General features: G+C 61.2%; 22 protein-coding genes. 14 read left to right on the top strand and 8 right to left on the bottom strand.

The window, feature by feature from the left end:
- The first annotated feature begins 29 nt into the window (after positions 1-29).
- The 3 genes from AC1DV6_RS03855 to AC1DV6_RS03865 are packed head-to-tail and all read left to right on the top strand — an operon-like array spanning position 30 to position 3342.
- Positions 30-1391, top strand: a complete 1362-nt coding sequence (locus AC1DV6_RS03855) for an efflux RND transporter periplasmic adaptor subunit (RefSeq protein ID WP_477975297.1) — start codon at positions 30-32, stop codon at positions 1389-1391.
- Positions 1388-2140, top strand: coding sequence for an ABC transporter ATP-binding protein (locus AC1DV6_RS03860; RefSeq protein ID WP_477975299.1), 753 nt, complete (start codon positions 1388-1390; stop codon positions 2138-2140). Before AC1DV6_RS03855 ends, AC1DV6_RS03860 begins: the two co-directional genes overlap by 4 nt.
- Entirely contained in the window at positions 2140-3342 is a 1203-nt protein-coding gene (locus AC1DV6_RS03865; RefSeq protein ID WP_477975301.1) for an ABC transporter permease, read from the top strand. The genes AC1DV6_RS03860 and AC1DV6_RS03865 overlap by 1 nt, the downstream gene beginning before the upstream one ends.
- 57 nt (positions 3343-3399) lie before the next feature.
- Here AC1DV6_RS03865 and purN read toward each other — a convergent pair whose 3' ends face one another.
- Positions 3400-3984, bottom strand: a complete 585-nt coding sequence (gene purN / locus AC1DV6_RS03870; protein ID WP_477975302.1) for a phosphoribosylglycinamide formyltransferase — start codon at positions 3982-3984, stop codon at positions 3400-3402.
- A gap of 13 nt (positions 3985-3997) precedes the next feature.
- Between purN and AC1DV6_RS03875 the strand changes: the two genes are divergently transcribed.
- The 5 genes from AC1DV6_RS03875 to AC1DV6_RS03895 are packed head-to-tail and all read left to right on the top strand — an operon-like array spanning position 3998 to position 8972.
- Positions 3998-4705 (top strand): YceH family protein, encoded by a 708-nt coding sequence (locus AC1DV6_RS03875; protein WP_477975304.1) that lies wholly within the window; start codon positions 3998-4000, stop codon positions 4703-4705.
- A gap of 59 nt (positions 4706-4764) precedes the next feature.
- The gene (locus AC1DV6_RS03880) at positions 4765-5946 is read left to right on the top strand and encodes an acyl-CoA dehydrogenase family protein (protein WP_477975306.1); all 1182 of its coding nucleotides are present in this window, start codon (positions 4765-4767) and stop codon (positions 5944-5946) included.
- 16 nt (positions 5947-5962) lie between these two features.
- Positions 5963-7078: an acyl-CoA dehydrogenase family protein gene (locus AC1DV6_RS03885; protein ID WP_477975308.1), complete on the top strand. Its 1116-nt coding sequence runs from the start codon at positions 5963-5965 to the stop codon at positions 7076-7078.
- A complete protein-coding gene (locus AC1DV6_RS03890; protein WP_477975310.1) occupies positions 7075-7905 on the top strand; it encodes an SDR family NAD(P)-dependent oxidoreductase in 831 nt (276 codons plus the stop codon). The genes AC1DV6_RS03885 and AC1DV6_RS03890 overlap by 4 nt, the downstream gene beginning before the upstream one ends.
- 59 nt (positions 7906-7964) lie before the next feature.
- Positions 7965-8972, top strand: coding sequence for an LLM class flavin-dependent oxidoreductase (locus AC1DV6_RS03895; RefSeq protein WP_477975312.1), 1008 nt, complete (start codon positions 7965-7967; stop codon positions 8970-8972).
- On the opposite strand, the gene AC1DV6_RS03900 is transcribed toward AC1DV6_RS03895, so the two are convergent.
- Together AC1DV6_RS03900 and AC1DV6_RS03905 are read right to left on the bottom strand one after the other, a co-directional pair.
- Positions 8969-9364 (bottom strand): methylglyoxal synthase, encoded by a 396-nt coding sequence (locus AC1DV6_RS03900; RefSeq protein ID WP_477975314.1) that lies wholly within the window; start codon positions 9362-9364, stop codon positions 8969-8971. The two genes, AC1DV6_RS03895 and AC1DV6_RS03900, sit on opposite strands and share 4 nt — an antisense overlap.
- Entirely contained in the window at positions 9364-9921 is a 558-nt protein-coding gene (locus tag AC1DV6_RS03905) for an HNH endonuclease (RefSeq protein WP_477975316.1), read from the bottom strand. Before AC1DV6_RS03905 ends, AC1DV6_RS03900 begins: the two co-directional genes overlap by 1 nt.
- A gap of 172 nt (positions 9922-10093) precedes the next feature.
- Between AC1DV6_RS03905 and AC1DV6_RS03910 the strand changes: the two genes are divergently transcribed.
- From AC1DV6_RS03910 to AC1DV6_RS03930, 5 genes are all read left to right on the top strand, one after another.
- Entirely contained in the window at positions 10094-11068 is a 975-nt protein-coding gene (locus AC1DV6_RS03910; protein WP_477975318.1) for a bifunctional riboflavin kinase/FAD synthetase, read from the top strand.
- 99 nt (positions 11069-11167) lie between these two features.
- A complete protein-coding gene (ileS, locus tag AC1DV6_RS03915; protein ID WP_477975320.1) occupies positions 11168-14053 on the top strand; it encodes an isoleucine--tRNA ligase in 2886 nt (961 codons plus the stop codon).
- Complete coding sequence (gene lspA, locus AC1DV6_RS03920) at positions 14053-14547, top strand: signal peptidase II (RefSeq protein WP_477975322.1); 495 nt, start codon at positions 14053-14055, stop codon at positions 14545-14547. Before ileS ends, lspA begins: the two co-directional genes overlap by 1 nt.
- Positions 14548-14592: 45 nt before the next feature.
- A complete protein-coding gene (locus AC1DV6_RS03925; protein WP_477975324.1) occupies positions 14593-16836 on the top strand; it encodes a M1 family metallopeptidase in 2244 nt (747 codons plus the stop codon).
- Complete coding sequence (locus AC1DV6_RS03930; protein WP_477975326.1) at positions 16833-17702, top strand: hypothetical protein; 870 nt, start codon at positions 16833-16835, stop codon at positions 17700-17702. Before AC1DV6_RS03925 ends, AC1DV6_RS03930 begins: the two co-directional genes overlap by 4 nt.
- A gap of 33 nt (positions 17703-17735) precedes the next feature.
- Here the strand turns inward: AC1DV6_RS03930 and AC1DV6_RS03935 are convergent, their stop codons facing one another.
- From AC1DV6_RS03935 to AC1DV6_RS03945, 3 genes are read right to left on the bottom strand one after another with little or no spacing between them, the layout of a single operon-like run.
- Positions 17736-18632 (bottom strand): hypothetical protein, encoded by an 897-nt coding sequence (locus AC1DV6_RS03935; protein WP_477975328.1) that lies wholly within the window; start codon positions 18630-18632, stop codon positions 17736-17738.
- A 24-nt stretch (positions 18633-18656) separates the two neighbouring features.
- Positions 18657-19652, bottom strand: a complete 996-nt coding sequence (locus AC1DV6_RS03940) for a quinone oxidoreductase family protein (RefSeq protein WP_477975330.1) — start codon at positions 19650-19652, stop codon at positions 18657-18659.
- A 53-nt stretch (positions 19653-19705) separates the two neighbouring features.
- Positions 19706-21382 (bottom strand): ArnT family glycosyltransferase, encoded by a 1677-nt coding sequence (locus AC1DV6_RS03945; protein WP_477975332.1) that lies wholly within the window; start codon positions 21380-21382, stop codon positions 19706-19708.
- A gap of 125 nt (positions 21383-21507) precedes the next feature.
- On the opposite strand from AC1DV6_RS03945, the gene AC1DV6_RS03950 reads away from it, so the two are divergent.
- A complete protein-coding gene (locus AC1DV6_RS03950) occupies positions 21508-22419 on the top strand; it encodes a DMT family transporter (RefSeq protein WP_477975334.1) in 912 nt (303 codons plus the stop codon).
- A gap of 47 nt (positions 22420-22466) precedes the next feature.
- On the opposite strand, the gene AC1DV6_RS03955 is transcribed toward AC1DV6_RS03950, so the two are convergent.
- Positions 22467-25109: a bifunctional diguanylate cyclase/phosphodiesterase gene (locus AC1DV6_RS03955; protein ID WP_477975336.1), complete on the bottom strand. Its 2643-nt coding sequence runs from the start codon at positions 25107-25109 to the stop codon at positions 22467-22469.
- Positions 25106-26188: a TRAP transporter substrate-binding protein gene (locus tag AC1DV6_RS03960; RefSeq protein WP_477975338.1), complete on the bottom strand. Its 1083-nt coding sequence runs from the start codon at positions 26186-26188 to the stop codon at positions 25106-25108. The genes AC1DV6_RS03955 and AC1DV6_RS03960 overlap by 4 nt, the downstream gene beginning before the upstream one ends.
- Positions 26189-26197 lie beyond the last annotated feature (9 nt).

Raw genomic sequence — 26197 nt, forward strand, 5'->3', positions numbered from 1 at the left:
CAACCTCATTTCCCAAACAAAAAAATACTATGACCAACCCTCTCGACCCCACCCCGGACACGGCGCCCAACAGAGCCCTGCCCTCTACCGCCGCCGTGCAGGCGCTACTGGACGAAGGTCCACCGCAGGTTTGGTGGCGCCGCACCTCGGTATGGGGCACGCTGCTCGCGGTGCTGGTATGCGTTGGCCTGTTTTTCTTCTGGCAGGCACGCAGCAAAGCCAATGCTGCGCCGGTCTATGCGACCGAGCCGGTGACCCAGGGCAACCTGACGCTCACCGTCGCGGCCAATGGCACCTTGCAGCCCACGCGTTTGGTCAGCATTGGCAGCGAGTTGTCGGGCACCGTGTTGCGCGTGCTGGTAGATGTCAATGACAAAGTCAAAAAAGGCCAGGTGCTGGTGGAACTGGATACGGCCAAACTGGTGGACCAGGTAACCCGTTCGCGCGCCGCACTGGGTGCGGCCAACTCCGGCGTTGCGCAATCGGCTGCCACTGTTAAAGAGGCACGCAGCAACCTCGCACGCCTTGAAGAAGTAGCCCGCCTGTCGGGTGGCAAAGTTCCCTCCAAGGCCGAGCTGGACACGGGACGCGCCACACTGGACCGCGCCGTCGCCGACGAAGCCAGTGCCCGCGCCAATGTCGTGCAGGCACAAGCCACTGCGTCTACCGATGAGACTAATTTATCCAAAGCCTCGATACGCTCTCCTATCGACGGCATGGTGCTCAGCCGCACGGTAGACCCCGGCAATGCGGTGGCCGCGTCGCTGCAAGCCGTCACGCTGTTCACGATTGCAGAAGACCTCAGCAAGCTGCGCCTGCAGGTCAACATCGACGAAGCCGATGTCGGCTCGGTGCAGGTCGGTCAAAAAGCCACGTTCACCGTCAGCGCCTATCCATCGCGCAAATTCCCCGCGACCACTACCCGAGTCGCCTATGGCTCCACCACCACCGACAACGTTGTGACGTATCTCACCCAACTGGAAGTGGACAACAGCGACCTGACGCTGCGCCCGGGCATGACGGCCTCCAGCACGATCACCTCGACCGAGCGGCATAACGTGCTGCTGGTGCCCAACACGGCGCTACGCTTCACGCCCGCATCTGCGCCCGCGCAAGGCAAGCCGGCCCGCGCAGAAGGGGCCGCACCCAGTGGCGGCAGCGGCATCGTCGGTAGCCTGATGCCGCGCATGCCGCGTGGCGGCCAGCGCACCAAAACCGCGGGCGGCGGCGGCAACCCCAACAAGCAAGTCTGGATATTGCGTGACGGCACGCCGACCGCACTGGCGATCACCACTGGCATCACCGACGGGCGCATGACCGAAGTCATCAGCGGCGATTTGCAGGCGGGCATGCAGGTCATCACCGACCAGCGTAGCGGCAAGGCGCCATGAGCGACATCCCGTTGATCGCCCTCAAAGGCGTCACCAAGACCTATGGTCAAGGTGATACTGCGCTGCAGGCACTCAAGGGCGTGGACCTGAACATTGCAGCGGGCGATTTTGTCGCCATCATGGGCCCCAGCGGCTCCGGCAAATCCACTGCGATGAACACGCTGGGCTGCCTGGACAGCCCGACTACCGGCGAATACCTGTTCAACGGTGTGCACGTGGAAAACCTCACACGCGACCAACGCGCGCGCCTGCGCCGCCGCTATCTGGGTTTTGTGTTTCAGGGCTTCAACCTGCTGGCGCGCACCTCGGCGCAAGAGAACGTGGAGCTGCCTTTGCTGTACCGCGGCGAATCGGCCAGCGCACGCCGCGCGGCGGCGAGCAAAGCATTGGCCTCGGTCGGCCTTGCGGGCTGGGAACACCACACGCCTGCCGAGCTGTCGGGCGGGCAACAGCAGCGCGTGGCGATTGCTCGGGCTATCGTCACCGAACCTGCAGTGTTGTTAGCCGACGAACCCACCGGCAACCTGGACACCAAGCGCAGCGGCGAGATTATGGATTTGCTGTGGGGTCTGAATGTGAACCTGGGTATCACCGTGCTGATGGTCACGCACGAAGCGGACATGGCCGCCTATGCCAAACGCATCATCCGTTTTGTCGACGGTGTCGTGGAGAGCGACATACCGAACGCGCATCCGACTGCGCTAGGCCGTACCGCCGCGACGCAAACCGACACGGCAGAGGTGCGCTGATGTTGCTCAACACCTTGTGGCTGGCGCTGCGCTCGATACGGCGCAACCTGTTGCGCTCCTTTCTGACGATTCTGGGCATCGTGATTGGCGTGAGCGCCGTGATCACGATGGTGACTTTAGGCAACGGCGCGACGCTGGCTGTGCAAAACCAGATTTCCAGCCTGGGCACCAACCTGCTGCAAATTCGCCCGGGCCAGCGCACCGGGCCGGGCTCCGGCGGTGCGCCTGCATTCAAGGATACGGATGCCGACGCGATTGCAGGACAGATCGGCGGCATTGCCGCCGTGGCGCCCGAAGCGCGCAGCGCGGCGACGCTGGTGGCCAATGGTCGCAACTGGAGCAGCAATGTCGTTGGCAGCACCAACGCCTGGTTGACCACCGGCAACTGGGCGCTGGCCGACGGCCGCGAATTCAGCGACGCCGAGCTGCAAGCCGGTGCTGCGGTCTGCATGATTGGTGAGACGGTGCGGCGCGAGTTGTATGGGTCGCGCCCGGCACTCGGCGAGCAACTGCGCGTCAAACAAATCTCCTGCGAGATCGTCGCCGTATTGGCCTCCAAGGGCCAGGGCAGCTTTGGCAACGACCAGGACGACGTAGTGCTGGTGCCGATGAAGACCTTGCAGCGCCGCATCACCGGCAACAACCGCGTCAACACGCTGCTGGTGTCGATGGCCGACGACAGCGATGCCACGCGCCTGAAGGCCAGCCTCACACAACTGCTGCGCGAGCGGCGCAAGCTGGCCGATGGCGACGAAGACAACTTCAATGTGCTGGACACCAAGCAGTTGGCCGACACGCTTTCGGGCACGACCAAGGTGATGACCACGCTGCTCGGTGCGGTCGCGGCGGTGAGCCTGCTGGTGGGCGGCATTGGCATCATGAACATCATGCTGGTCAGCGTGACCGAGCGCACGCGCGAAATCGGCCTGCGGCTGGCGATTGGTGCGCTGGAGCGCGAGGTGCTGTTGCAGTTTCTGATCGAGGCTGTGGTGCTTTCGTCACTGGGCGGAATCGTCGGCATCGTGCTGGCCACCGCCGCATCGCTGCTGCTGGCGGGAGTGATGCAGGTGCCTTACGTGTTCAACCTCAGTGTGAACGTTCTGTCGTTCGTGTTCTCGGCAGGTATCGGCGTTTTGTTTGGCTACTTTCCGGCGCGGCGCGCGGCGCGCATGGATCCGATAGAAGCCCTGCGCCACGAGTGATTTACCTATTAAAAAGGCCTGCAGCGCGCATAGAACGTGCGTAAGCAGCTCCTATTTTTATAGCAACTCCCGGATGGCCTGCGGGTAGATGCGATGCTCCTGGCTCAGCACGCGGGCGGCTAGGCTGTCCGCTGTGTCATTGGGTAACACCGGCACCACGGCTTGCGCGAGGATAGGGCCATGGTCCAGTTCGGCAGTCACCAGATGCACCGTGGCGCCCGCGACCTTGCAGCCAGCGTCGATCGCACGTTGGTGCGTCTTCAATCCGGAGAAAGCAGGCAGCAGCGAGGGATGGATGTTGACCAATCTTCCGGCGTAATGACCCACGAAGCCTGGTGTCAGGATGCGCATGAAGCCCGCCAGCACCACGAGCACGGGGTGTCCTGGTGTTTCATGCTTGTCTATCAATTGCATCAAGGCTGCGTCATAGTCCTCACGCGAGGCAAAGACTTTGTGATCCAGCGTCTCGGTTGCAATGCCCTGTTCCCGAGCGAACTGCAAGCCCTGAGCGTCCGCGCGGTTGCTAATCACCGCAGCGACACGGGCGTCACAAAGGTCTTTCCAGTTGTCGCGTTTGGCAGCGTTCACGATAGCCGCCATATTGGAGCCGCTGCCTGAGATCAAAATGACGATGTTTTTCATACCGGCCCGAATTATGACAATGCCCTCTTTCAACGACTCGCCCACACCCAACGCCCCCGCTCCGCCGTCCTTGCAACTCACCCCCATTGAAGCCCGCGTACTGGGCACGTTGATGGAGAAGGCCCGCACCGTGCCCGACAGTTATCCGCTGTCGCTGAACTCCCTCGTACTGGGTTGCAACCAAAAAACCAGCCGTGAGCCTTTCATGGAGCTGCTCGAATCCGACGTCGTCAGCGCGCTGGAAGCCTTAAAGGAAGCCGACTTGGCGCGTGAAACTAGCGGCGGGCGCACGGCCCGCTTTGAACACAACTTCCAGCGCGGCATGGGCGTGCCGGAGCAATCGGCCGTGCTACTGGGCCTGTTGATGCTGCGCGGGCCGCAAACGGCGGCAGAGCTGCGGCTGAACAGCGAACGCTGGTACAAGTTTGCGGATGTCTCGTCGGTAGAAGGCTTTCTGGAAGAGTTGCAAGAGCGCTCAGAGGCCAAAGGCGGACCATTAACAGTCAAGCTGCCCAAGGCACCGGGTGCCAGAGAGCAGCGATGGGCCCATTTGCTGTGTGGGCCGGTTGAGACCGGCGTTGCTCCCGCAGGTGCTGGCAACGCGGGCGGCGCCTCCGCACTGGAGCGCATCGCCAAGCTGGAAGCCGAAGTGCTTCAGTTGCGTGAAATCCTGCAAAAACTGCACACCGAGCTGGGCTTGTCGCCGTTTGGACAGGAATAAACGAACGACCGTGCTAAAAAGCGAAGTAGTCGATTTAGAGAACATATCGGAGACCCCCCATGGATTTGGCATTTACCCCCGAAGAACAAAAATTCCGCGAAGAGATTCGCGCCTGGGTGGCAGAGAACCTGCCCAAGGACATTTCGCACAAGGTACACAACGCGCTGCACCTGAGCCGTGAAGACATGCAGCGCTGGGCCAAGATCCTCGGAAAAAAAGGCTGGCTAGGCCACGCCTGGCCCAAGGAGTTTGGCGGCCCGGGCTGGAACTCGGTGCAAAAGCATTTGTTTGAAGAAGAGTGTGCGCTGGCCGGTGCGCCGCGCGTGCTGCCCTTCGGCCCGGTGATGGTGGCACCGGTGATCATGGCCTTTGGCAGCCCCGAGCAGCAAAAGCGCTTCCTGCCCGGCATTGCCAGCGGCGAAGTCTGGTGGAGCCAGGGCTACAGCGAACCGGGCTCCGGTTCCGATCTGGCGTCGCTCAAATGCAAGGCCGAGCGCCAAGGCAACAAATTCATCGTTAACGGCCAAAAGACCTGGACCACACTGGGTCAGTTTGGCGACTGGATTTTCTGCCTGGTGCGCACCAGCTCCGAAGGCAAGCCGCAAACCGGTATTTCCTTCCTGCTGATCGACATGAAGAGCCCAGGTGTCACTGTGCGCCCCATCATCATGCTGGACGGCGGCCACGAAGTGAACGAGGTGTTCTTCGACAACGTCGAAGTGCCCGCAGAGAATCTGATCGGCGAAGAGAACAAGGGCTGGACCTATGCCAAGCACCTGCTCTCGCATGAACGCACCAACATCGCCGACGTCAACCGCACCAAGCGCGAGCTGGAGCGCCTGAAACGCATCGCCAAGACCGAAGGCGTTTGGGAAGACACCCGCTTCCGCGACGAAATCGCCAAGCTGGAAGTCGATGTGATTGCGCTGGAAATGATGGTGATGCGCGTATTGGCAGGCGAAGCCTCTGGCAAGCAGTCGCTGGACGTGGCGGGTCTGCTCAAGATTCGCGGCAGCGAAATCCAGCAACGCTACAGCGAACTGATGATGCTGGCCGCTGGCCCCTACGCCATCCCGCTGATCCGCGAAGCGATGGAAGCCGGATGGCAAGGCGACTTCCCCGGCGCTGCGGTGGGCAACGCGCCGCTGACGTCGACCTACTTCAATCTGCGCAAGACCACGATCTACGGTGGTTCCAACGAAGTGCAACGCGGCATCGTCTCCCAGGTTGTCCTGGGTTAAGAACAAGGAGATAAAAATGGATTTTGATTTTTCTGACGACCAGGTCCAACTCGGCGACGCCGTGCGCAAATGGGTGGACAAGGGTTACACCTTCGAGCGCCGCCAGGCAATTGAGAAGGCCGGTGGCTTTGACCGCGCGGCCTTCACCGAGATTGCCGAATTGGGCCTGACCGGCCTCTATGTGCCTGAAGACGACGGCGGCTTGGGCATGGGCCCGGTTGAAGGCATGGTGGTGATGGAAGAGCTGGGGCGCGGCATTGTGATGGAACCGCTGGCGCAATCACTAATCGCCGGTGGCGTCATTGCAGGTTACGGCGACGCCGCGACCAAGGCCGCATGGCTGCCCAAGGTTGCCAGTGGCGAAGCGCTGGTGGTGCTGGCGTACCAAGAGCGCGCAGCCCGCTACAAGCTCGACGCGTGCGAAGCCAAAGCGACGCAAGCGCCCGGTGGTTATGTGGTCAACGCGACCAAGAGCGTCGTTCCCGTGGGTGACCACGCCGATGCATTCCTGGTGCCCGCCAAAATCAACAGCCAGATCGCGCTGTTCCTGGTCGAGCGCAAAGCCAGTGGTGTCACCACACGCGGCTACGGCACGCAAGATGGCGGCCGTGCCGCCGAAGTCGCGCTCAAGAATGCCCCCGCCACATTGGTTACCACCAACGGCCTGGCCGCTTTGGAACACGCGGTGGACATCGGCATTGCCGCGCTGTGCGCAGAAGCCGTGGGCGTGATGGACAAGACCATGGCGATCACCGCGGAATACCTGAACACGCGCAAGCAGTTTGGTGTGGTGATCAGCAGCTTCCAGGCGCTGCGCCACCGCGCGGCAGACATGAAGATGCAACTGGAACTGGCGCGCTCGATGAGTTACTACGCGTCATTGAAACTCAACGCTCCAGCGCCAGAGCGCCGCGCTGCAATGGCGCGCGCCAAGTACCAGTTGGGCCAGAGCATGCGCTTTGTCGGCCAACAGGCGGTGCAACTGCACGGCGGCATTGGCGTGACAGACGAGTACATCGTGAGCCACTACTTCAAGCGCCTCACGCAAATGGAAATGACGTTTGGCGACAGCCTGCACCACCTGGGTGAAGTGTCTGCGCGCATGCAGGACACTGCCGGGGCATTTGCATGACAGCCAACGCCCGCACGGTACTGATCACCGGCTGCTCCAGCGGCATCGGTGCCGCGCTGGCGCAGGAGTTCCATGCGCGTGGCCACAAGGTCATTGCGACTGCGCGCAAGCTGGACAGCATCGCGCCGCATGCCGCCGCCGGTATGGCGACGCTGGCGCTGGACGTGAATGACGCGCAATCGATCGCGCAGGCGGTTGCCAGCGTGCAGGCCAGCCACGGCCACATCGACATCCTGGTCAACAACGCAGGCTATGGCCAGTTTGGCGCGATGACGGATTTGAGTGCCGAAGATTTACGCGCGCAGTTTGAAACCAACGTCGTCGCACCGGTGATGGTGACCCAGGCCTTCGTGCCGCTGCTGCGCAAGAGCAGCGCGGCCTGCGTCGCCCATGTCAGCAGTATTTCCGGCATCGTCACCACGCCGTTCGCCGGCGCCTACTGCGCCAGCAAGGCTGCGCTCAATGCGATTGGCGATGCCATGCGCATGGAACTGGTGCCGCTGGGCATCCAGGTCGTGACCATCCAGCCCGGTGGCATTGCGTCCAACTTCGGCAACGCGGGGCAGGAAAAGGTGCGCCTGCCTGCCGGATCGCTGTACCAGCCCATCGCCAAGTTCATCGAGAAGCGCGCCCAGTTGTCGCAAAACGGCGCAACACCGGCCAAGGAATTTGCCCGCGATGTGGTCAACGACCTGCTCGCCAACCCGCCGCCACCGATCAGCAAACACGGCGCGCAAAGCACGCGCCTGCCCATGCTCAAGCGCTTGCTGCCCACGCGCGCGCTGGACAAAAAAATGCGCGCACTGTTCGGGCTGGATCGCCTTTAGCAACTAGGGTTTTGCGGCATCTCCAAGCGGCATTGCTGCAGCCGCGGGACAATTCCCGCATGACTGCAAAGAAAATTTCCCTCTCCATGCTGGACCTGGTGGCCGTGCGCGAAGGCGGCACCGTGGCCCAGGCGCTGGATATTGCGGTGCGCACCGCACAGCACGCCGAATCCCTGTGCTTCTCCCGCTACTGGCTGGCCGAGCACCACAACATGCCGGGCATTGCCAGCTCTTCCACCGCTGTGCTGATCGGCCATATCGCCGGGCGGACGCAGCGCATGCGTATTGGCTCGGGCGGCATCATGCTGCCCAACCACGCGCCGCTGGTGGTGGCCGAAGCCTTTGGCACACTGGCCGAGCTGTATCCCGGCCGAATTGACCTGGGGCTGGGCCGCGCGCCCGGTACCGACCAGCCGACGATGCGCGCGCTGCGGCGCAACCGGACCGAGACAGAAGAAGACTTTCCCCGCGAAGTGATGGAGTTGCAGCATCTGCTGGCGCCCGCTGAGCCCGGCCAGCGCCTGATTGCCACACCTGGCGCTGGCACCAACGTGCCGATCTGGTTGTTAGGCTCCAGCCTGTTTTCCGCGCAACTGGCGGCGCAACGCGGCCTGCCCTATGCGTTTGCATCGCACTTCGCACCGCGCCTGCTGATGCAGGCGATAACCATGTACCGGCAGAACTTCAAACCATCGCTGACGCTGGCCGAACCGTATGTGGTGATCGGCGTGCCGCTGGTGGCGGCAGAGACGGACGACGAAGCGGAGTTTCTCGCCAGCAGCATCTACCAGCGCGTACTGGGCATTCTGCGCGGCGACCGCAGGCCACTGCCTGCGCCGGTTGCCAACTTTGTGCAGGGTCTGGACCCACAGGAACGCGCGGCGATCGGCGACTTTCTGGCAGCCGCCGTGATTGGCGGGCCTGACACGGTACGCGCTGGCCTTGCGCAACTGCAGGAGGCTACGCAAGCCGATGAAATGATGCTGGTCTGCGATGTGTTCGACGGCGAAAAGCGGCTGCGCTCGCTGGACATTGCCGCCGCTGCAGTCGGCCTGCAAGCGGCCTAGGCCCAGGTCTTTTCGGACAGTTGCTGCAACACCAGCCGCGCGCTGGACAGGTTGGTCGCGCACGGCACATCGTGCACATCGCAGGCGCGCACCAGCGCATTGATATCCGGCTCGTGCGGCTGCGGTGTCATCGGGTCGCGCAAAAAGATCACAGCGTCGATCTCGCCTTGCGACAGCCGCGCGCCAATCTGCAAATCGCCGCCCATAGGCCCGCTGAGCAAACGTTCTACGTCCAGCCCCACTTCAGCGACCAGACGCCCACCCGTGGTGCCAGTGGCGCACAGCGTGCATTGGCGCAGGAACGGCGCGAACTCTCGGGCGAGTTCGACCATGGTGTTTTTCTTGTGGTCGTGGGCGATCAGCGCGATGCGCGGCTTGGCAGTTGCCGGCATCAGGTCAGCAGGCGCGAAGAGCTTGGCACATGCGCCATCAAGAACTCCATCTGGTCCGCCAGGATGCGGCGGTTGCGCAGGATGAAGTCTTCCCACAGGCTGGGCACATAGGGCGTGTACAAGAGCGGCATATGCGCCTGTTCGGGTGTGCGGCTGCTCTTGCGGTGGTTGCAGGGGCGGCAGGCCGTCACCACATTCATCCAGTTGTCTATGCCTTGCTGGGCAAACGGAATGATGTGTTCGCGGGTCAGGACGTCTTCATGAAAAAGATCGCCGCAGTACGCACAGATGTTGCGGTCTCGCTTGAAAAGCTTGCTGTTGGTCAGGCCCGGACGCAGGTTGAACGGATTGATCTTGGGGACGCCGCGCGTACCGATGATGCTGCTGACCCGGATGATGGACTGCTGGCCGGTGACGGCATTGTGTCCACCATGGAACACCGCGACTTCGCCTCCGACCTCCCAGCGCACTTCGTCCGCAGCATAGTGCGTCACCGCCTGTTCCAGCGAAATCCAGGATTGGGGTAGCCCTTGGGCCGACAACTTCAAGACTTTCACGCAACGCACCTTTCGTCAATAAATGAACAAACTGGCCTGCAAATCTCTCGTCCGGCTCGCCTGTGGTCGCACAGGGTGCCGCTAAGTCACAATATACCCTGTTTCTGTGACAAATTGGCTTCAAGCGCTTATTGAGTGTGCGCAGCCTGCTATCAAAAAGATAACAAAATCCATGAAGGTTTTTCGCGGTTTTCATCACCCCGGTATCGCACCGGCGTGCGCCCTGACGATTGGCAATTTTGACGGCGTACACCGAGGCCACCAGGCCATGCTGGCGCTACTTAAGAGCGAGGCACAACAGCGTGGCGTGCCCAGTTGCGTACTGACCTTCGAGCCGCATCCGCGCGATTATTTTGCGGCCCTGCTGCAAAAGCCCGAGCTGGCGCCGGCCCGCGTAGGCACGCTGCGCGACAAGCTGGAAGACCTGGCACGCTGTGGCGTGGATCAAACGGTGGTGCTGCCATTTGACGCCCGACTGGCGGGCCAATCCCCGCAGGAGTTCATTGACAAAGTGTTACTCCAGGGCTTGGGAGCACGCTATGTACTGGTGGGCGATGACTTCCGCTTTGGTGCCAAACGCGCGGGAGATTACGCGCTGCTGGACGCCGCTGGGGACAAACAAGGCTTTGATGTGGCGCGGATGAACAGCTACGAAGTCCATGGCCTGCGCGTCTCCAGTTCTGCGGTGCGTGAAGCATTGGGCCGGGGCGATATGACTGCGACTGCACGCCTGCTGGGCCGTCCCTATTGCATTTCTGGCCACGTGGTCCACGGCCGCAAGCTGGGTCGTACGCTGGGCTTCAAGACGCTGAATCTGCGCTTTGCCCACTGGAAACCCGCCGCTGGCGGCATCTTTGTTGTGCAGGTGCATGGCTTGTCGCACAAGCCGCTGGCGGGTGTCGCCAACTTGGGCGTGCGCCCTTCGCTGGATGCCAATGATGTCAATGGCGGACGCGTGTTGCTGGAGACCCATTGCCTGGACTGGCCCGACAACCTGGGGCCGGAGGGGGCCTACGGTAAAATCATCCGTGTGGAACTGCTACACAAACTGCACGACGAGCTGAAGTACGACGGTCTGGATGCCCTGACAAAGGGTATACGCCAGGACTGCGATGACGCACGTGCCTGGCTTGCTGCCCGAATTTGACGGGGCTTCGCAGACGCACCTGGCCCCGCGTCACCACTGATTCCGCAGCACGGCGCATTTGCCGTGTGCCCTTCCTCTTTTGAGATTTAGAGATTCGTGATGACTGAACCCACAACCACACCCGTTGACTACCGCAGCACCCTGAACCTGCCCGATAGCCCCTTCCCTATGCGCGGCGACCTGCCCAAGCGCGAACCGGCCTGGGTGAAGACCTGGAACGAAGAAGGCCTGTACAAAAAACTGCGCGATGCGCGCCACGGCGCGCCGCTGTTTGTGCTGCACGATGGCCCGCCCTACGCCAACGGCAAATTGCATATCGGCCATGCGTTGAACAAAATACTGAAAGACATGATCGTCAAGAGCAAACAGCTTGACGGCTTTGATGCGCAATACATCCCCGGCTGGGACTGCCACGGCCTGCCGATCGAAAACGCGATCGAAAAGCTGCATGGCCGCAACCTCAGTCGTGACGACATGCAGGCCAAAAGCCGCGCGTTCGCCACGGAGCAGATCGACCAGCAGCGCGAGGACTTCAAGCGCTTGGGCGTGCTGGGTGACTGGGAGCGTCCCTACCGCACGATGGACCCGGCCAACGAAGCCGGCGAAATCCGCGCGTTCAAGCGCGTGATCGAGCGCGGCTTTGTCTACCGTGGCCTGAAGCCCGTGTACTGGTGCTTCGATTGCGGCTCGTCCCTGGCTGAGTTTGAGATCGAATACGCGGACAAGAAGAGCGACACGCTGGACGTGGCGTTTGAGACGGATGACGCGGGCAAGCTCGCCGCCGCGTTTGGCCTCGCTGCGTTGCCTGCGGGTCAAACCGCGTTTGCAGTGATCTGGACCACGACCGCCTGGACCATCCCTGCCAACCAGGCGCTGAATGCACATCCTGAATTGACCTACGCGTTGGTACAGACCGAAAAGGGTTGCCTGGTGCTGGCCGAGAGCCTTGTCGACAAATGCCTAGAGCGCTTTGGCCTGACCGGCACCGTGCTGGCCACGGCCAAGGGTGAGAAATTGGGTGGCTTGAGCTTCCGCCACCCGCTGTATGACATGGACGCGGGCTACAAACGTCTGTCCCCGATCTACCTGGCAGATTACGTCAGCGATGGCGACGGCACCGGCATCGTGCACTCCGCGCCTGCCTACGGCGTGGATGACTTCAACAGCTGCGTGGCCAACGGCCTGAAGTACGACGACATCCTGAACCCGGTGCAAGGCAACGGCGCCTACGCGCCTGAGTTCCCGCTGTTTGGCGGCCAGCACATCTGGAAGGCCATCCCCGCCATCCTCGACGCGCTGAAGCTCGCTGGCCGTCTGATGGCCACTGTCGGCATCAGCCACAGCTACCCGCACTGCTGGCGGCACAAGACGCCGGTGATCTACCGTGCTGCCGCGCAGTGGTTTATCCGCATGGACGAAGGCCCTGGTGTGTTCACCCAAGACAAGGCGCCCAAGACCTTGCGCCAGCTCGCGCTCGATGCGATTGACCACACCCAGTTCTACCCCGAGAACGGCAAGACCCGTCTGCGCGACATGATCGCCAACCGGCCCGACTGGTGCATCTCGCGCCAGCGCAGCTGGGGCGTGCCCGTGCCGTTCTTTTTGCACAAGGACAGCGGCGAACTGCACCCGCGCACGATGGAGATCCTGGACCAGGCGGCAGACATCGTCGAAAAGGGTGGCATCGAAGCCTGGAGCCGCGTGACCGTCGAAGAAATCCTCGGCGCTGCGGACGCACCCAGCTACACCAAGAGCACCGACATTCTGGAAGTGTGGTTCGACTCCGGCAGTACCTTCCAGCATGTGCTGCGCGGCAGTCACAAGGATGCGTATGACCGCGTGCCTTTCCACACGGAAGGACCAGAGGCCGATCTGTACCTCGAAGGCCACGACCAGCACCGCGGCTGGTTCCACAGTTCGCTCTTGCTGGGCTGCGCGCTGTACGACCGCGCGCCCTACCGCGGTCTGCTGACGCACGGCTTCGCCACTGACGGCCAAGGCCGCAAGATGAGCAAGAGCCTGGGCAACACGGTCGAGCCGCAGACCATCACGACCAAGATGGGCGCCGAGATCGTGCGCCTATGGGTCGCGAGCACCGACTACTCGGGCGACCTGAACATCGACGAGAAGATCTTGGCACGCGTCGTGGACACGTACCGCCGTGTACGCAACACGCTGAAGTTCTTGCTGGCTAACGTCAGCGACTTCGATCCGGCGAAAGATACTGTGCCTGCAGACCAACTGCTGGAGATCGATCGCTACGCGCTCGCCCGTGCGGCGCAGTTGCAAGCCGACATCCTGGCGCATTACAAGGTCTACGAGTTCCACCCCGTGGTCTCCAAGCTGCAGGTCTATTGCAGTGAAGACCTGGGTGCGTTCTACCTGGACATCCTGAAGGACCGCCTGTACACCACCGGCGCGAACTCGCTGGCACGCCGCTCCGCGCAAACCGCGCTGTGGACCATCACCCAGGCCATGCTGCGCTGGATGGCGCCGTTCCTGAGCTTCACTGCTGAAGAAGCGTGGGCCGTATTGGGTACCGAAGGCAAGACGCCTGCGGCCACCAAGCTGTCGATCTTCATGGATGGTTATGTACCCATGGGCGCTGCCGACGGCGCATTGCTGGCCAAGTGGGACCGCATCCGCGCCGTGCGCGAAGCGGTCAACAAGGACATCGAGAACCTGCGCACTGCCGGGCAAGTGGGCGCATCGCTGCAAGCCGAAGTGACGCTGACTGTGCCTGCCGAAGAACACGCTTTATTGAGCAGCCTGGGCGACGATTTGAAGTTTGTGTTCATTACATCTGCTATCACTTTGGTAGCTGGTCACGCACAATCTATAAGCGTTACAGCCTCAAATGGCACTAAATGCGAGCGCTGCTGGCATTACCGCAGCGATATCGGCGTAGATGCTGCGCACCCCACGCTGTGCGGTCGTTGCACGACTAACCTGTACGGTGCGGGTGAAACCCGGACGTTCGCCTGATGGCCCGCTCAAGTACTTCCAGCGGCGGCCTGTTGCAGTGGCTGGGTCTGGCCTTCATCCTGCTGCTGGCGGATCAGTTCACCAAGGTGTTGATCCTGGGCTACTACCAGTTGGGTGACAGCACCTATGTGACCGGCTTCTTCAACGTGGTACGCGCGCACAACACGGGCGCGGCATTTTCGTTTCTTGCCAACGAATCGGGCTGGCAACGCTGGTTTTTCACCGCGCTGGGCCTTGGTGCGGCCGTGGTCATTATCTGGATGCTGCGCCAGCACGCGGGGCAAAAACTATTCTGCTTCGCGATGGCCTGCATTCTGGGCGGCGCGATTGGCAATGTGATTGACCGTCTGCTGTATGGCTACGTCGTGGATTTTCTGGATTTCCATTGGCGCGGCATGCATTTCCCGGCCTTCAATGTGGCCGACAGCGCGATCACGATTGGCGCGGTTTGCCTGATCCTGGATGAGCTGTTGCGGGTCAGAAAAACCGCATAGACGAACGGGTTAGGATGTCGCCACTTTTATAAGTGGAGACCCCCCGTGCGATCTATTTTGAAATGCCGCTTGCGGCTGGCGGCTGTTGCACTGATGTGCAGCAGCATCTGGCTGGCGGGCTGCAAAGACGACAAGGCTGATACCCCAGCTGTCGCAACAACTGCGGTTACCCCTGCCGCATCTTCCGTTCCCCCCAGTCTCGACGGCATAGCGCTGGCTGCACCCAACGCCGATGCGGTGAAGGTGGCAAGCAGCCCCAACGCCTGGGGCGGCGAGCGCACAGAGGGGCAACCCACGCTGTCGGACCGTGTCGTCCAATACGACATCTCCGCCACGCTGGATCCGGTCAAACACACGATTGAAGGCCGCCAGAAGCTGACCTGGCGCAACCGCAGTGCGGTGCCCGTGCGCTCGGTCTATGTGCACTTGTACCTTAATGCATTTGAGGGTTCGGGCAGCACGTTTTACTCAGAGCGCAAGACCCGTGGCTTCGCATTCCGCAGCGATGTGCCCGTCGAAGATGGCGACTGGGGCCACATTGAGTTGAAGAAAGTGACCCAAGGCAGCGCGCAGGTACCGTGGTACTTCGTGCATCCCGACAACGGCCCCGAGACGGATCACACGGTCGTGCGCATGGATCTGCCACAAGCCGTGGCACCCGGCCAGAGCACGACGCTGGACATCGACTTCCACAACCAGTTACCACGCGTCGTTGCGCGCACCGGCTACTTCGGCAGCTTCCATCTGGTCGGCCAGTGGTTCCCCAAGATCGCAGTGCTGGAGTTGCCCGGTGAACGCGGTGCGACGGCGCCTCGGTGGAACGCGCACGAGATGCACCTGCACAGCGAGTTCTACGCTGACTTTGGCAGCTACGACGTGAAGATCACCGTACCCAAGGGCTACACCGTCGGGGCAACGGGTGAGCAGCCTTCCGCACCGGTTGAAAAAGACGGCCTGGTGACGCATCGCTTTATGCAAGACGATGTACATGACTTTGCATGGACCGCCGACAACCGCACGGCAACGCCACTGGAAGGCATCTACATCGGCCCTGGCAGCCCGACCGTCAAGGTCACAGTGTTGTTCCCGCCCGAATACGCTGACAGCGCAGCCCCTGCACTGAAGGCCACGATAGACAGCCTGGCGTATTTCTCCAGCACGCTGGGGCCTTATCCCTATAAGACCGTGACCGTGGTGATTCCGCCGCACAACGCCACCGAGGCGGGCGGCATGGAATACCCGACCTTTATTACCACCGACAGCCACTCCAACCTGAAACCCGACACGCTGGACAGCTATGGCTTGGACTTCACCACCATCCACGAGTTTGGCCACGGATATTTCTACGGCATCCTGGCTTCCAACGAGTTTGAAGAGCCGATGCTGGACGAGGGGCTGAACGAATACTGGGACCTGCGCATGCTCCGTGAGCGCGGCCAGACGATTCAGCCGCTGCCACTGGCGTTGCGCAAACTGGGCATGAATCTGGAGGCCGCCGTGTTTGAAGCCGAACGCATCGGAGCAAGCAACCGCGCGCCTGCTGATGCGCTGGGCCATAACTCGTGGGACCGCTATTCCACTGGCAGCTATGGCACCGTGTATTCACGCACCGCCACCACAATGCACGATCTGGAAGAGCGCTTGGGCAAGGATGTGACAGAGAAAGCCTTCAAGGCTTACTACAAGCGATGGAAATTCCGCCACCCCAGCGTGGCCGATCTGCGCGATGTGCTGATCGAAGTCTCCGGCAAGCGCGATGTGGTGGAAACCGTCTTCGCCCAGCATGTCTACAACGCAAGCAATGTGGATGACCGCATCGAGAAATTCACCAGCGTTGAAGAACTGCCACAAGCAGGCACCGAGCAGGTCGACGGCCAATGGGTGGAAACCACCGAGGGCAAAGTAGATGCAAACATTTCCAAGGCGCGCAAAGCCTTCAAGAAGGAGCACCCGGATGCTGCCAAGGGCACCGGCCCCTTCCCGTACCGCACGACCGTCACGCTGCGCCGCCGCGGCGCACCGGTGCCACAGGATCTGGTCGTCAAGTTTGCCGATGGCACATCCGAGACCGTGCGCTGGGACAGCAACAGCAGTTGGGAGCGCTACAGCTGGGTCAAACCTGTGAAAGCCGTTTCCGCCGAAATCGACGCCAAGCGCGCGCATTTACTGGACACCAGCAAGATCGACGACAGCCTTACGCTGGAGGCCGATCGCAGCGCGTCCAGTCGTTGGGGCAGTCAGCTCGCCGCCCTGTTCCAGCTCCTTCTTTCTCTGGTGGCCACCGTATGAGCACGACCAAGCTTCCCTTCTTCGCCACGCTTCGCGAATCTGGTCGTCAAGCTTTGCAATGGCGCTTGCTGTTGTTGTGGGTACTGGCATTACTAGTACCAACCGCCATCCTCGCGCTGCCGTTCTGGGTGAACCTCTCTGCCGCGCTGGACCACTCGCTGTACGCAGCGCAGTGGTCGCGCCAGCTGGATGCTGTGGTGGTGGGCGATGTGATGTCGCGTCTGATGGAAAACAGCATGGCGTTGGGCCAGGCGGGATTCATGGCCGCCCTGATGACGTTGCTGCTGTCGCCTTTCCTGACCGGCATGGTAATCACCTCTGCGCGGGCCCAAACCGTTCCCGGTTTTGCGATGCTGATCCAGGGCGGTGTACGTGAATATGGCCGCCTGCTGCGCATGCTGGTGTGGGCAGTGGTGCCGCTGGGTCTGGCGATTGCGCTGGGGTCCATAGGTACGCAATGGGCTGAAAAGTCCGGCGACACAGCCATTCTGGAATCAGCAGCCGAGCTGCACAAGCACCTTGCTCTGGGCGTGATGGGTCTGTTGCTGTTGCTGGCGCATGCGTCGGTGGACGCCGGGCGTGCGCAGTTTGCATTGTTCAGCAAGCGCGGCTCGGCCATCACGGCCTGGTGGCGCGGCCTGAAGACCTTGCGTCACAACCTGCTTCCCATGCTGGGTGGCTATCTGGCCTTTACAGTTGTTGGTTTGTTGCTGGTGGCCGTGCTGACCGCGCTGCGTCTGGCGATGCCGCAACTGGGTGCGTTCTGGATGGTGCTGGGCCTGTTGTTCGCTCAGGTGGTGATCGCCATCCTGGCCTGGATGCGCACAGCGCGACTGCTGGCGCTGATTGCGCAGTCGCGCGCATAAAGAAACATTGCGGGGTCTAACCCGCAATGTTTTCTAGAACAGGAAGCCGAGCGAGAAGACTTGCTCGCTCATCCAGATGGTTTGGTCCGCCGTGCCCTTGTAGACGGGCACACCCTTCAGGGCGCCATAGGCGAACTTTTGCGTTAGTTCGCCATAGATGGACTTGTAGATGCGATAACGCACGCCCACTTCTGCGCCCACGGTCCAGCCGTTGAGTTGCCACCAGTCATTGCTGTTGAAGCAGCAGATGTTTTCGTTCTTCGGGCCTACCTGATTCTCTTTGCCGAGAATCGTGTTGTCGGCATGGGGCAACAGAATGCCTGCGCCAACACGGCTGATCAATTGCAGATCGCCAGCCTGTTGCTCTGGGCCGCGCAAATGTTTCAGCCAGACGGCGTTGACCATCACGTGGTTCAGGCCGTTGTGCAGCGCGTAGGTGAAGTTCTGCGGTGTCAGCACCATGCTGCCGGGCGCCGGCTGGTTGTTGATGGTGCCGCTGATCGACGCGGTTTGGCCAAAGTCGGTGTTGTATTTGGTGTGGTCCAGTGAAAACTCGATCGCGAAAGTTTTCTCGGGATTCATGAACTTGCCGACCCGAATGTTTTCCTGCGGATTGGTGAAATCGAAATTGACCAGTGAATTCAGTGTGTCTGGAATGCTTGACGGGTAGTCACTTGCGGCGGCCTTGTGTACCGTGAAGTTATTGCCGAGCTCCGGCTGTGAGACGCGAATGTCGCTGGGTGCGTACTGTTGGCGGCTATAGCCCCAGGAGAAATACCATTTCCCCTCGTCCTTGAGGGCGCGGTCAATGCCCTCTTTGGCGGAGGGGGCCGGTTTCGAATCCGGAGCGCCCTGGGCCAGCACGGTGGCGCAGGGTAGCAGGGAAATCAGCGCGGCGGCCAGCAGGGACTTGGTGAATCGTGTGTTCATAGGGCTCCATTGTATTGGGGCACCTCAAAGCGTGAGTATGGAACATCCGGTTGTTTGACGTGCCTCAAGGTCTTTATGCGCCTGCTGCACCTGGTCCAGCGCGTAGCGCTGTCCGATGTTTATCTTGACTTTGCCACTCTGCACCACCGCAAAAAGATCATCCGCCATCGCCTGGGTGCTTTCGCGGGTGGTGATGTGTGTGAACAGGGTTTGGCGCGTCACGTAGAGGGAGCCCTTGGGCGCCAGAATGCCCGGTGCAAACGGAGCCACCGGGCCAGACGCCGCGCCAAAGCAGGCCATCAGGCCAAACGGCTGCAAACAGTCCAACGATTTGTCGAACGTATCCTTGCCCACCGAGTCGTAAACCACCTTGACGCCTGCGCCACCGGTGATTTCCTTGACCTTGACCGAGAAGTCTTCCGTCGCATAGTTGATCGCATGCTCCGCTCCATTGGCGAGCGCCAGAGCACATTTCGCATCTGAACCTGCAGTACCAATCAGGCGCAGGCCCAGCGCCTTGGCCCATTGGCAGGCAATCAGGCCCACCCCACCGGCAGCTGCATGGAACAGCACAAAGTCGCCGGGATTGAGTCCGCCTTGCGGCAGGGTTTTCTTCAGCAGATATTGCGCCGTCAAACCCTTGAGCATCATTGCCGCGCCGGTCTCGAACGAAATGCCGTCGGGCAACTTGCAAACGCATTTGGCAGGCATCACCCGCAACTCGCAGTAGGCGCCGGGCGGCTGGCTGGCATAAGCGGCGCGGTCACCCACTTTCAGGTGCGTCACGCCCTCGCCCACCGCCTCCACCACGCCTGCGGCCTCCATGCCCAGTTGCACCGGCAGGGTCATTGGATACATGCCGCTGCGCTGGTAGACGTCAATGAAGTTCAAGCCCACCGCATGGTGGCGAATACGGATTTCGCCTGGGCCAGGCTCGCCTACCTGTACCTGCACGAGTTGCAGCATGTCGGGGCCACCATGCTGCTTGATATGGATGGCACGTGAAGTCTGGGAAGTCATGGACAAATCCTTGGAAAAGAATGTGGCTCAATGTACCGGATGCATGCAAAGCATCAGGCACCGACTTCAACAATACTGAATTTCTCCAACGGCTCTTCCCCTTTGGCCATGCGCAGCATGCGCGGCAGCAGGCCGGTTTTGTGGTCTATCCATTCACCCTGGGCCACGGTCCTGTGGTTCCCCAACAGATCGCGTACCGCTACCAATTGTTCATCCTTGATGACCAGCAGGTAGCGGCTGCCCGGGCTGGGCAATTGCGAGGGCTCACTCGCTGCGACACACGGCACACCTCGGTACACCCCCAATTCACGGGGAATGATCTCGTCCACGCGGTACACCACCAGCGGCTGCGGATCTGCCGGCAAAAGCTTGTTGACGTTGTAGGCAACACCGTAGGCCTGCTGTGCTGTGAAGGTCATGCTCTCCACAAAGGCATAGAGGATGCAAATGGCAAGCACGGGATAGACCAGAACGGCCCTGGCCGGGTGCGGTACGTCACAACGGATGGCTCCCGTCAACATCAGCCCTAGCGGGACCAGTACGACCAGTAGCAAGGCAGCACGCCCGACGTAAATCGCCATGCCGACAGCCAAGCCCAGTATCAGCAGCGTCGTGAAGGCCTGCATCGCAACCAATGGCCCGCCACCAGCGCGCGCGAGCCAGCGTTGCAAGTACTGACCACACAGAATCGCCGCAAACGGATACAGGATGACGGTGTAGTAGTCGAGTTGGAATTCTGCGGCACTGAACACGGCAAAGGTGGTGAAGAAAGCCGCCACCAGAAACACCAGCTTGGCCTGCTCGAGCTTGCCCACAGCGGTAAACCGGCGCACGCCATCCACCAGGGCAGCCGCAAAAACAAGCACCCAGGGCATAAAGGCCCACACAAACACATGCACAAAGTACAGCGGGTTGCTTTCGCCTGTGCTGGGCACGCCGGATTTGAAAAAACGCCCCAGCTGGCTGTCCCACAGGAAAAAACGGATGCCAGACACCTGGTCTTGGCCCAGCAGATTTTTCTGCGGATTGACGTCAAACTGAAGGTACAAGGCCAACAATTCCGGGGCCATGAACAGGGCCGTCATCGCTGCTGCCAATAGCCATTTGGCACTCAGCAACTTTTTCCATTGACCCAGGTACAGCCACATACAGACCAGGCCGCTGGTGATGGTGATCAGCGTGAAAATACCCTTGGTCATCACCGACATCGCACTGAACGCGGCCCCCAGCACCAGGTACTTCCATTTGGCGTCAGCGTCGAAGCGCAACCAGTAATAACAGGCGCCGGTGATGGTGCCGCTGAGAAAGGCCTCCGCCTTGACTGCGCTGGAGGTGTACATCACGTGGTACGCGCACAGGTAGACCAAGAGCGAGAGCAGCGCCGTATTGCGGTCGTACAGCAGGCGGGCGATGCGGTAGGTGAAGTAGCCACCGAGCAAATGGAAAAGAAAGCCCGGCAGGCTATAGGCAAAGCTGCTTGCCCCGAACAGTTCAAAGGACAGCGCGGTGACCCAGAACGGAAAGTGGGGCTTGTCCAGCCAGGCCCGACCATCCAACATCAGGTCCGCCCAGTTGTTGTTCGCGGCAATGTGCTGGGCCAGCGCGGCGTAGGTGACCGAGTCGCCTTCGACAATCAGCGGATTCAACAGCGAGGCAGCATTGACCAACAGGGTGATGGCGACCAGCCAATGCAACTTCAAATCGCCCAATTTCAAACTGTCCGCCCGCATAGCCCCACACCCCTTCTTCGCCGCAGCAAGTTACGTTTTGCTACACCTTAGTTTATGCAGAACAGCGCCTGGCACCAGTATGGGGCGTGAGTACCCCCGCGCCACCTTATGGGTATAGTGCGCCGGTGAAACTGACTCTCAATTCTTCCACTATCCTGCTTCTGGTCATCCCCCCAATGCTGTGGGCTGGCAACGCAGTCGTAGGCCGCCTGGTGAGTGATCTGGTGCCACCCATGACGCTGAACATGCTGCGCTGGGCTCTGGCATTTGTATTGCTGTTACCACTGGCTGCGCCGGTTCTTTCACCTAAAAGCGCGATGTGGCCCTACTGGCGCCGGTTTGCATTGCTCGGGCTGACCAGCGTAGGCCTGTACAACGCGCTGCAGTACCTGGCGCTGCACACTTCCACCCCTCTCAATGTGACACTGGTCGCTTCCAGTACGCCGGTCTGGATGATGCTGGTCGGTCGCCTGTTCTTTGGCGCAGCCATACGCCCCATGCAATTGCTGGGTGCCGTCTTTTCGATCGCCGGCGTACTGCTGGTGATGTCACGCGGCCAATGGGAAGTGCTGATGGGCGTGCGGCTGGTGCCCGGAGACCTCTACATCTTGCTGGCGGCGGCGGTGTGGTCGTATTACAGCTGGATGCTTTCGGAAAAAGGCAAGGAGCCCGCCGAGATACGCGCGGACTGGGCCGCGTTCCTGATGGCACAGATTGCGTTCGGGCTGGTGTGGTCTGCACTGCTGGCCGGCGGCGAGTGGGCGTTGACCGATGCGCACATCCACTGGGGTTGGCCGCTGGTCTCCGCGTTGCTGTTTGTGGCCGTGGGTCCCGCGCTGCTGGCCTACCGATTCTGGGGTGCCGCCGTACAGCGGGCTGGGCCTACCATTGCCAGCTTTTTTGCGAATCTGACACCGTTGTTCGCGGCATTGCTGTCTGCCCTGTTGCTGGGCGAACTGCCTCATCTGTACCACGCACTGGCGTTTGTGCTGATCGTCATGGGGATCGCGCTGTCGTCGCGCGGGAAACCGATTTAAAGCTGCCCCCGAGGGGGCGTTCGCGCCTTGGGGCGGCCCGGCGGCGCTTAAACCACTGGCAAAAAACCTTCCAGCGCTGCGACCGGCCCCGGCCGCGCCAGCAGGTAGCCCTGGTACATCGTGCAGCCGTGCGTGGCCAGAAAATCCTTCTGCTCGATTGTCTCTACGCCTTCAGCGATCACCTCCAGCCCCAGATTGCGTGCCATGCCGATGATGGTTTGCACGATCACGCCATCGGTGGATCGCACACCCAGGTTGCGCACGAACGACTGGTCGATCTTGAGCTGGTTCAGCGGCAAACGTGTCAGGTAAGCCAGCGACGAATAACCGGTACCGAAGTCGTCGACCGAGAAATGCACGCCCTCTGCCTTGAGCTGGCCCATCTTGGCTACCGATTCGTCCACGTTGTCCAGCACCGACGATTCGGTCAACTCCAGCTTCAGCAAATGCGGAGGGATGCCGGTGGCGACTATCACTGCACAAACCTGCTCGACAAAATCGGGCTGGCGGAATTGGCGTGCACTGACATTGACCGACAATTGCAGATTTGCAAACCGCGCGTCGTCCTGCCACGCAGCCAATTGCTCGCATGCCGTGCGCAGCACCCACAGGCCGATCGGCACGATCAGCTCGCGCTCCTCGGCCACTGAAATGAACTCTACCGGCGACACCATGCCATGCTCAGGATGGTGCCAGCGCAGCAACACTTCGGCTCCCACCATGCGGGTATCCAGCATGAACTGCGGCTGGTAATACAACTCGAATTGGCCCTGCGCCAGTGCTTCCTGCAAATCGGTCTCCAGCCGCGCACGCTGGTTGATGTCGGCCTGCATCTGCGGGTCAAAGAAACACATCGCATTGCCGCGCTGTGCCTTGACCTGGTACATCGCAATGTCTGCCTGCTTCAGCAGATCCGCAGCACCATGCGCGGAAGGGCCAAACAATGTAGCGCCCAGACTGCAAGTGCTTCTGTAGGGCTGAGAACCCAAGGTGTAAGGCTGGTTCAGGCTGTGCAGAATCTTGTCGCCAATCTGCTGCACCTGCGCAGCCGCCTGGTGGCTGGTGTCCGACAGGTCCTTCAGCATCACGACAAACTCATCCCCGCCGAGCCGCGCCACGGTGTCGGCGTCGCGCACGCAAGCGGTCAAACGGTCTGCTACATGCTGAAGCAGTTGGTCACCCACCTCATGACCCAAGGTGTCGTTGATGGTTTTGAAATGGTCCAGGTCCAAAAACAGCAGAGCGCCCATTTGCCCGGAACGTGTCGATGCGGCAATGGCCTGCGTCAGCCGGTCCAGCAGCAAGCGACGGTTGGGCAGGGCTGTCAACGGATCAAAGAAAGCCAGCGTCTCAATCTCCGCGCTGGCGCGGCGAATCGCCGTCACATCGTGGTACGTAATCACCATGCCGCCTTCGGGCGTGTCGCGCTCGGTGATCTGGACGATGCGCCCGTCCAGCAATTCCAGTTCGTGCGATTCGGCATCTCCCGACTGCAGACGCAAGCGGTCTTCGACCCAGCGCTTGTGCTCCAGCTCACCGGCGTCTGGCAAGTGGTGGCGGGCATTGGCTTCAATCACATCACGAAACGGCACCAGCGGCGCCATCATCGGCACCAGCCACGGAAAAATCTCCAGGAAGCGTCGGTTCCACTGAACCGCCCGGTGCTGGGCGTCCAGCAGCACGAAGCCACTCTCCATGGACTCCAGGGCCTGGTCCAGCACTACCTTGGACTGTGCGATTGTGAGGCGCGCCGCTGTGATGCGGTTGACATACACCATCGCGAAGACGCCGGCGGCCAACACCATCAGACCAAACACCAGCGTGGCGGCGACCACCGCATTGCGTTCGGAGCGCCATTCAGCCAGTGCCGCCTCCAGCGGAATGCTGGCGCAAATCCACAAATCCAAATACAGCGTGGGCCGGAACTCCACCAGCGCTGGCACGCCACTGAGTCGGGCCGCCATGCGCAACGGCCCGTCTTCCCGAACAAGCGTTCCCAAAGGCGGCGACAACATGCCACTGGTGCGCGTCACATCGTGGGGCACACCCAGCAGCAGATGGCCCGAACTGCGCTCCAGTGTCACCTCCAGGCTTGCAATGTCAACGCCCTGCATCAGCACCGATGTCAGCATCGCGGTGGGTACTTCCACCACCGCGAGCAGCTTGGTACCGTCAGCCAGACGGATATAGCGCCCAAGGTACAGCACCCGCTCTGAACTGGCAAAGCTCACTGCCGGTGCGCTGACTGTCAAAGTGGAGACCGGCTGGGCCATGGCCTGGTCCAGAAAGCCCACAGGCAGCTCCAGCGCCATATTGGCGCCGGCCGAATCGGAAGATGCCACCACGCGGCCCTGGGCGTCAACCAAAGCGACGAAACGTACCATCAGGTTTTGTCGCGCTGCATTGCGCAGCAACTGGCTGGCAGATTTGACGTCGATCCAGTCGACCATGGAACCCGACAGGCCCAACAAATCGTCGGTACCCGCCAGCAACACATCGATGCCCAGCAAGGAACGGTTCACCGCGGCCTCAGCCCCCGACACAAACCGTATGACCTGGGCCGCGCTGTCGGAAATGGCGTTCTGGCGGGCATTCCATTCCAGCAGGGACGCCGCAGCGATCAGGGCACCGAGGAACATCGCCACCAATGCCCCGATCGTGAACTTGATAGGACGGGTAGCCGCTTTCATGGTGAGGTCGGGGCAGGAATGCCGCGGTCCGGTCCCAGTGTCTTGTTCCAGATCTCCACACAGCGTGGGCCACAGCGTTGCAACCAGCGCGGCAATACGCTGGACTTGAAGATCTCCTGGCGACGGCGTTCATCCTGCGCGGAGACAGGCACCAAGGTCATGGCGCCCTTGTTGGGCAGCGTGCAACCCGATGTACCGGTGCTGCAGGCAATGCCTTCCAACGTGTCTTTGGAAGATTGCTCCCAGATGGATGCCTCCAATTTTGGCAATTCACGGCGCAACAAGGCCCGCAAATCCGGCGGCAATGCTTCCCACGCGGCCAGGTTGGCAGCAAAAATGGCCACGCCCCAAGTGACAGGCATGGGGTAAAGATAGCTGGTCATGCCCGGCAAGCCGACGGTGAAACCGGACAATGTTCCGGTGATTGCACAATCGATGTTGCCGGCCTGAAAACTGCCTACCATTTGGGCAAATGCAGTGTTTACCGGGACCCCGCCCAAAGCCCCGACAAAGTCCGCCTGCCCCGCAGATGACACACGGACCCGTCGCCCGGACAACTCGGACAGATTAGCGATCGGCGCCTTGCAAAAAACCACCTGGGCTGGGTAGGTGTAGAAAGCCAGCGCCTCAATACCATGCTGCTCGCGCAGGGACTTTTCCAGGTAGGGACGGAAGGCGGCCAAGCTGCGCTTGAGGTTGGCCATATCCGGATTCAAACCCGCCAAATCAGGCGCGGTGTATTGCGGAAACTGGGCGGTGAGCGAACTCAGCAAGGTCGTGCCAAACGGCACCACACCCAATTGCAACAGCCGCAGCATTTCAACACCCGGCACGCCAGCGCGGTCGAACGGTACGACGTCGGCGCTGTATTTGCCACCACTGAGGCGCTGCAAATCCTTGGTCCAAAACGGCTCTTCCCAGCGGGTGAACTGGCTCAAGCCTGCCAGCCCGCCCACCACTCGCAATTTGAAAGGCGCGGGCGTTTGGGCGTGCACCGTCAAGGCACACCAAGCCAGCAAGGCGCTACACACCACCGCTATGCTGCGGTGCCAACGGGTAGCGCAGTTTTTATTCTGCATGGAACCATT

The organism is Rhodoferax sp. P2_H8_2 (assembly GCF_056403235.1).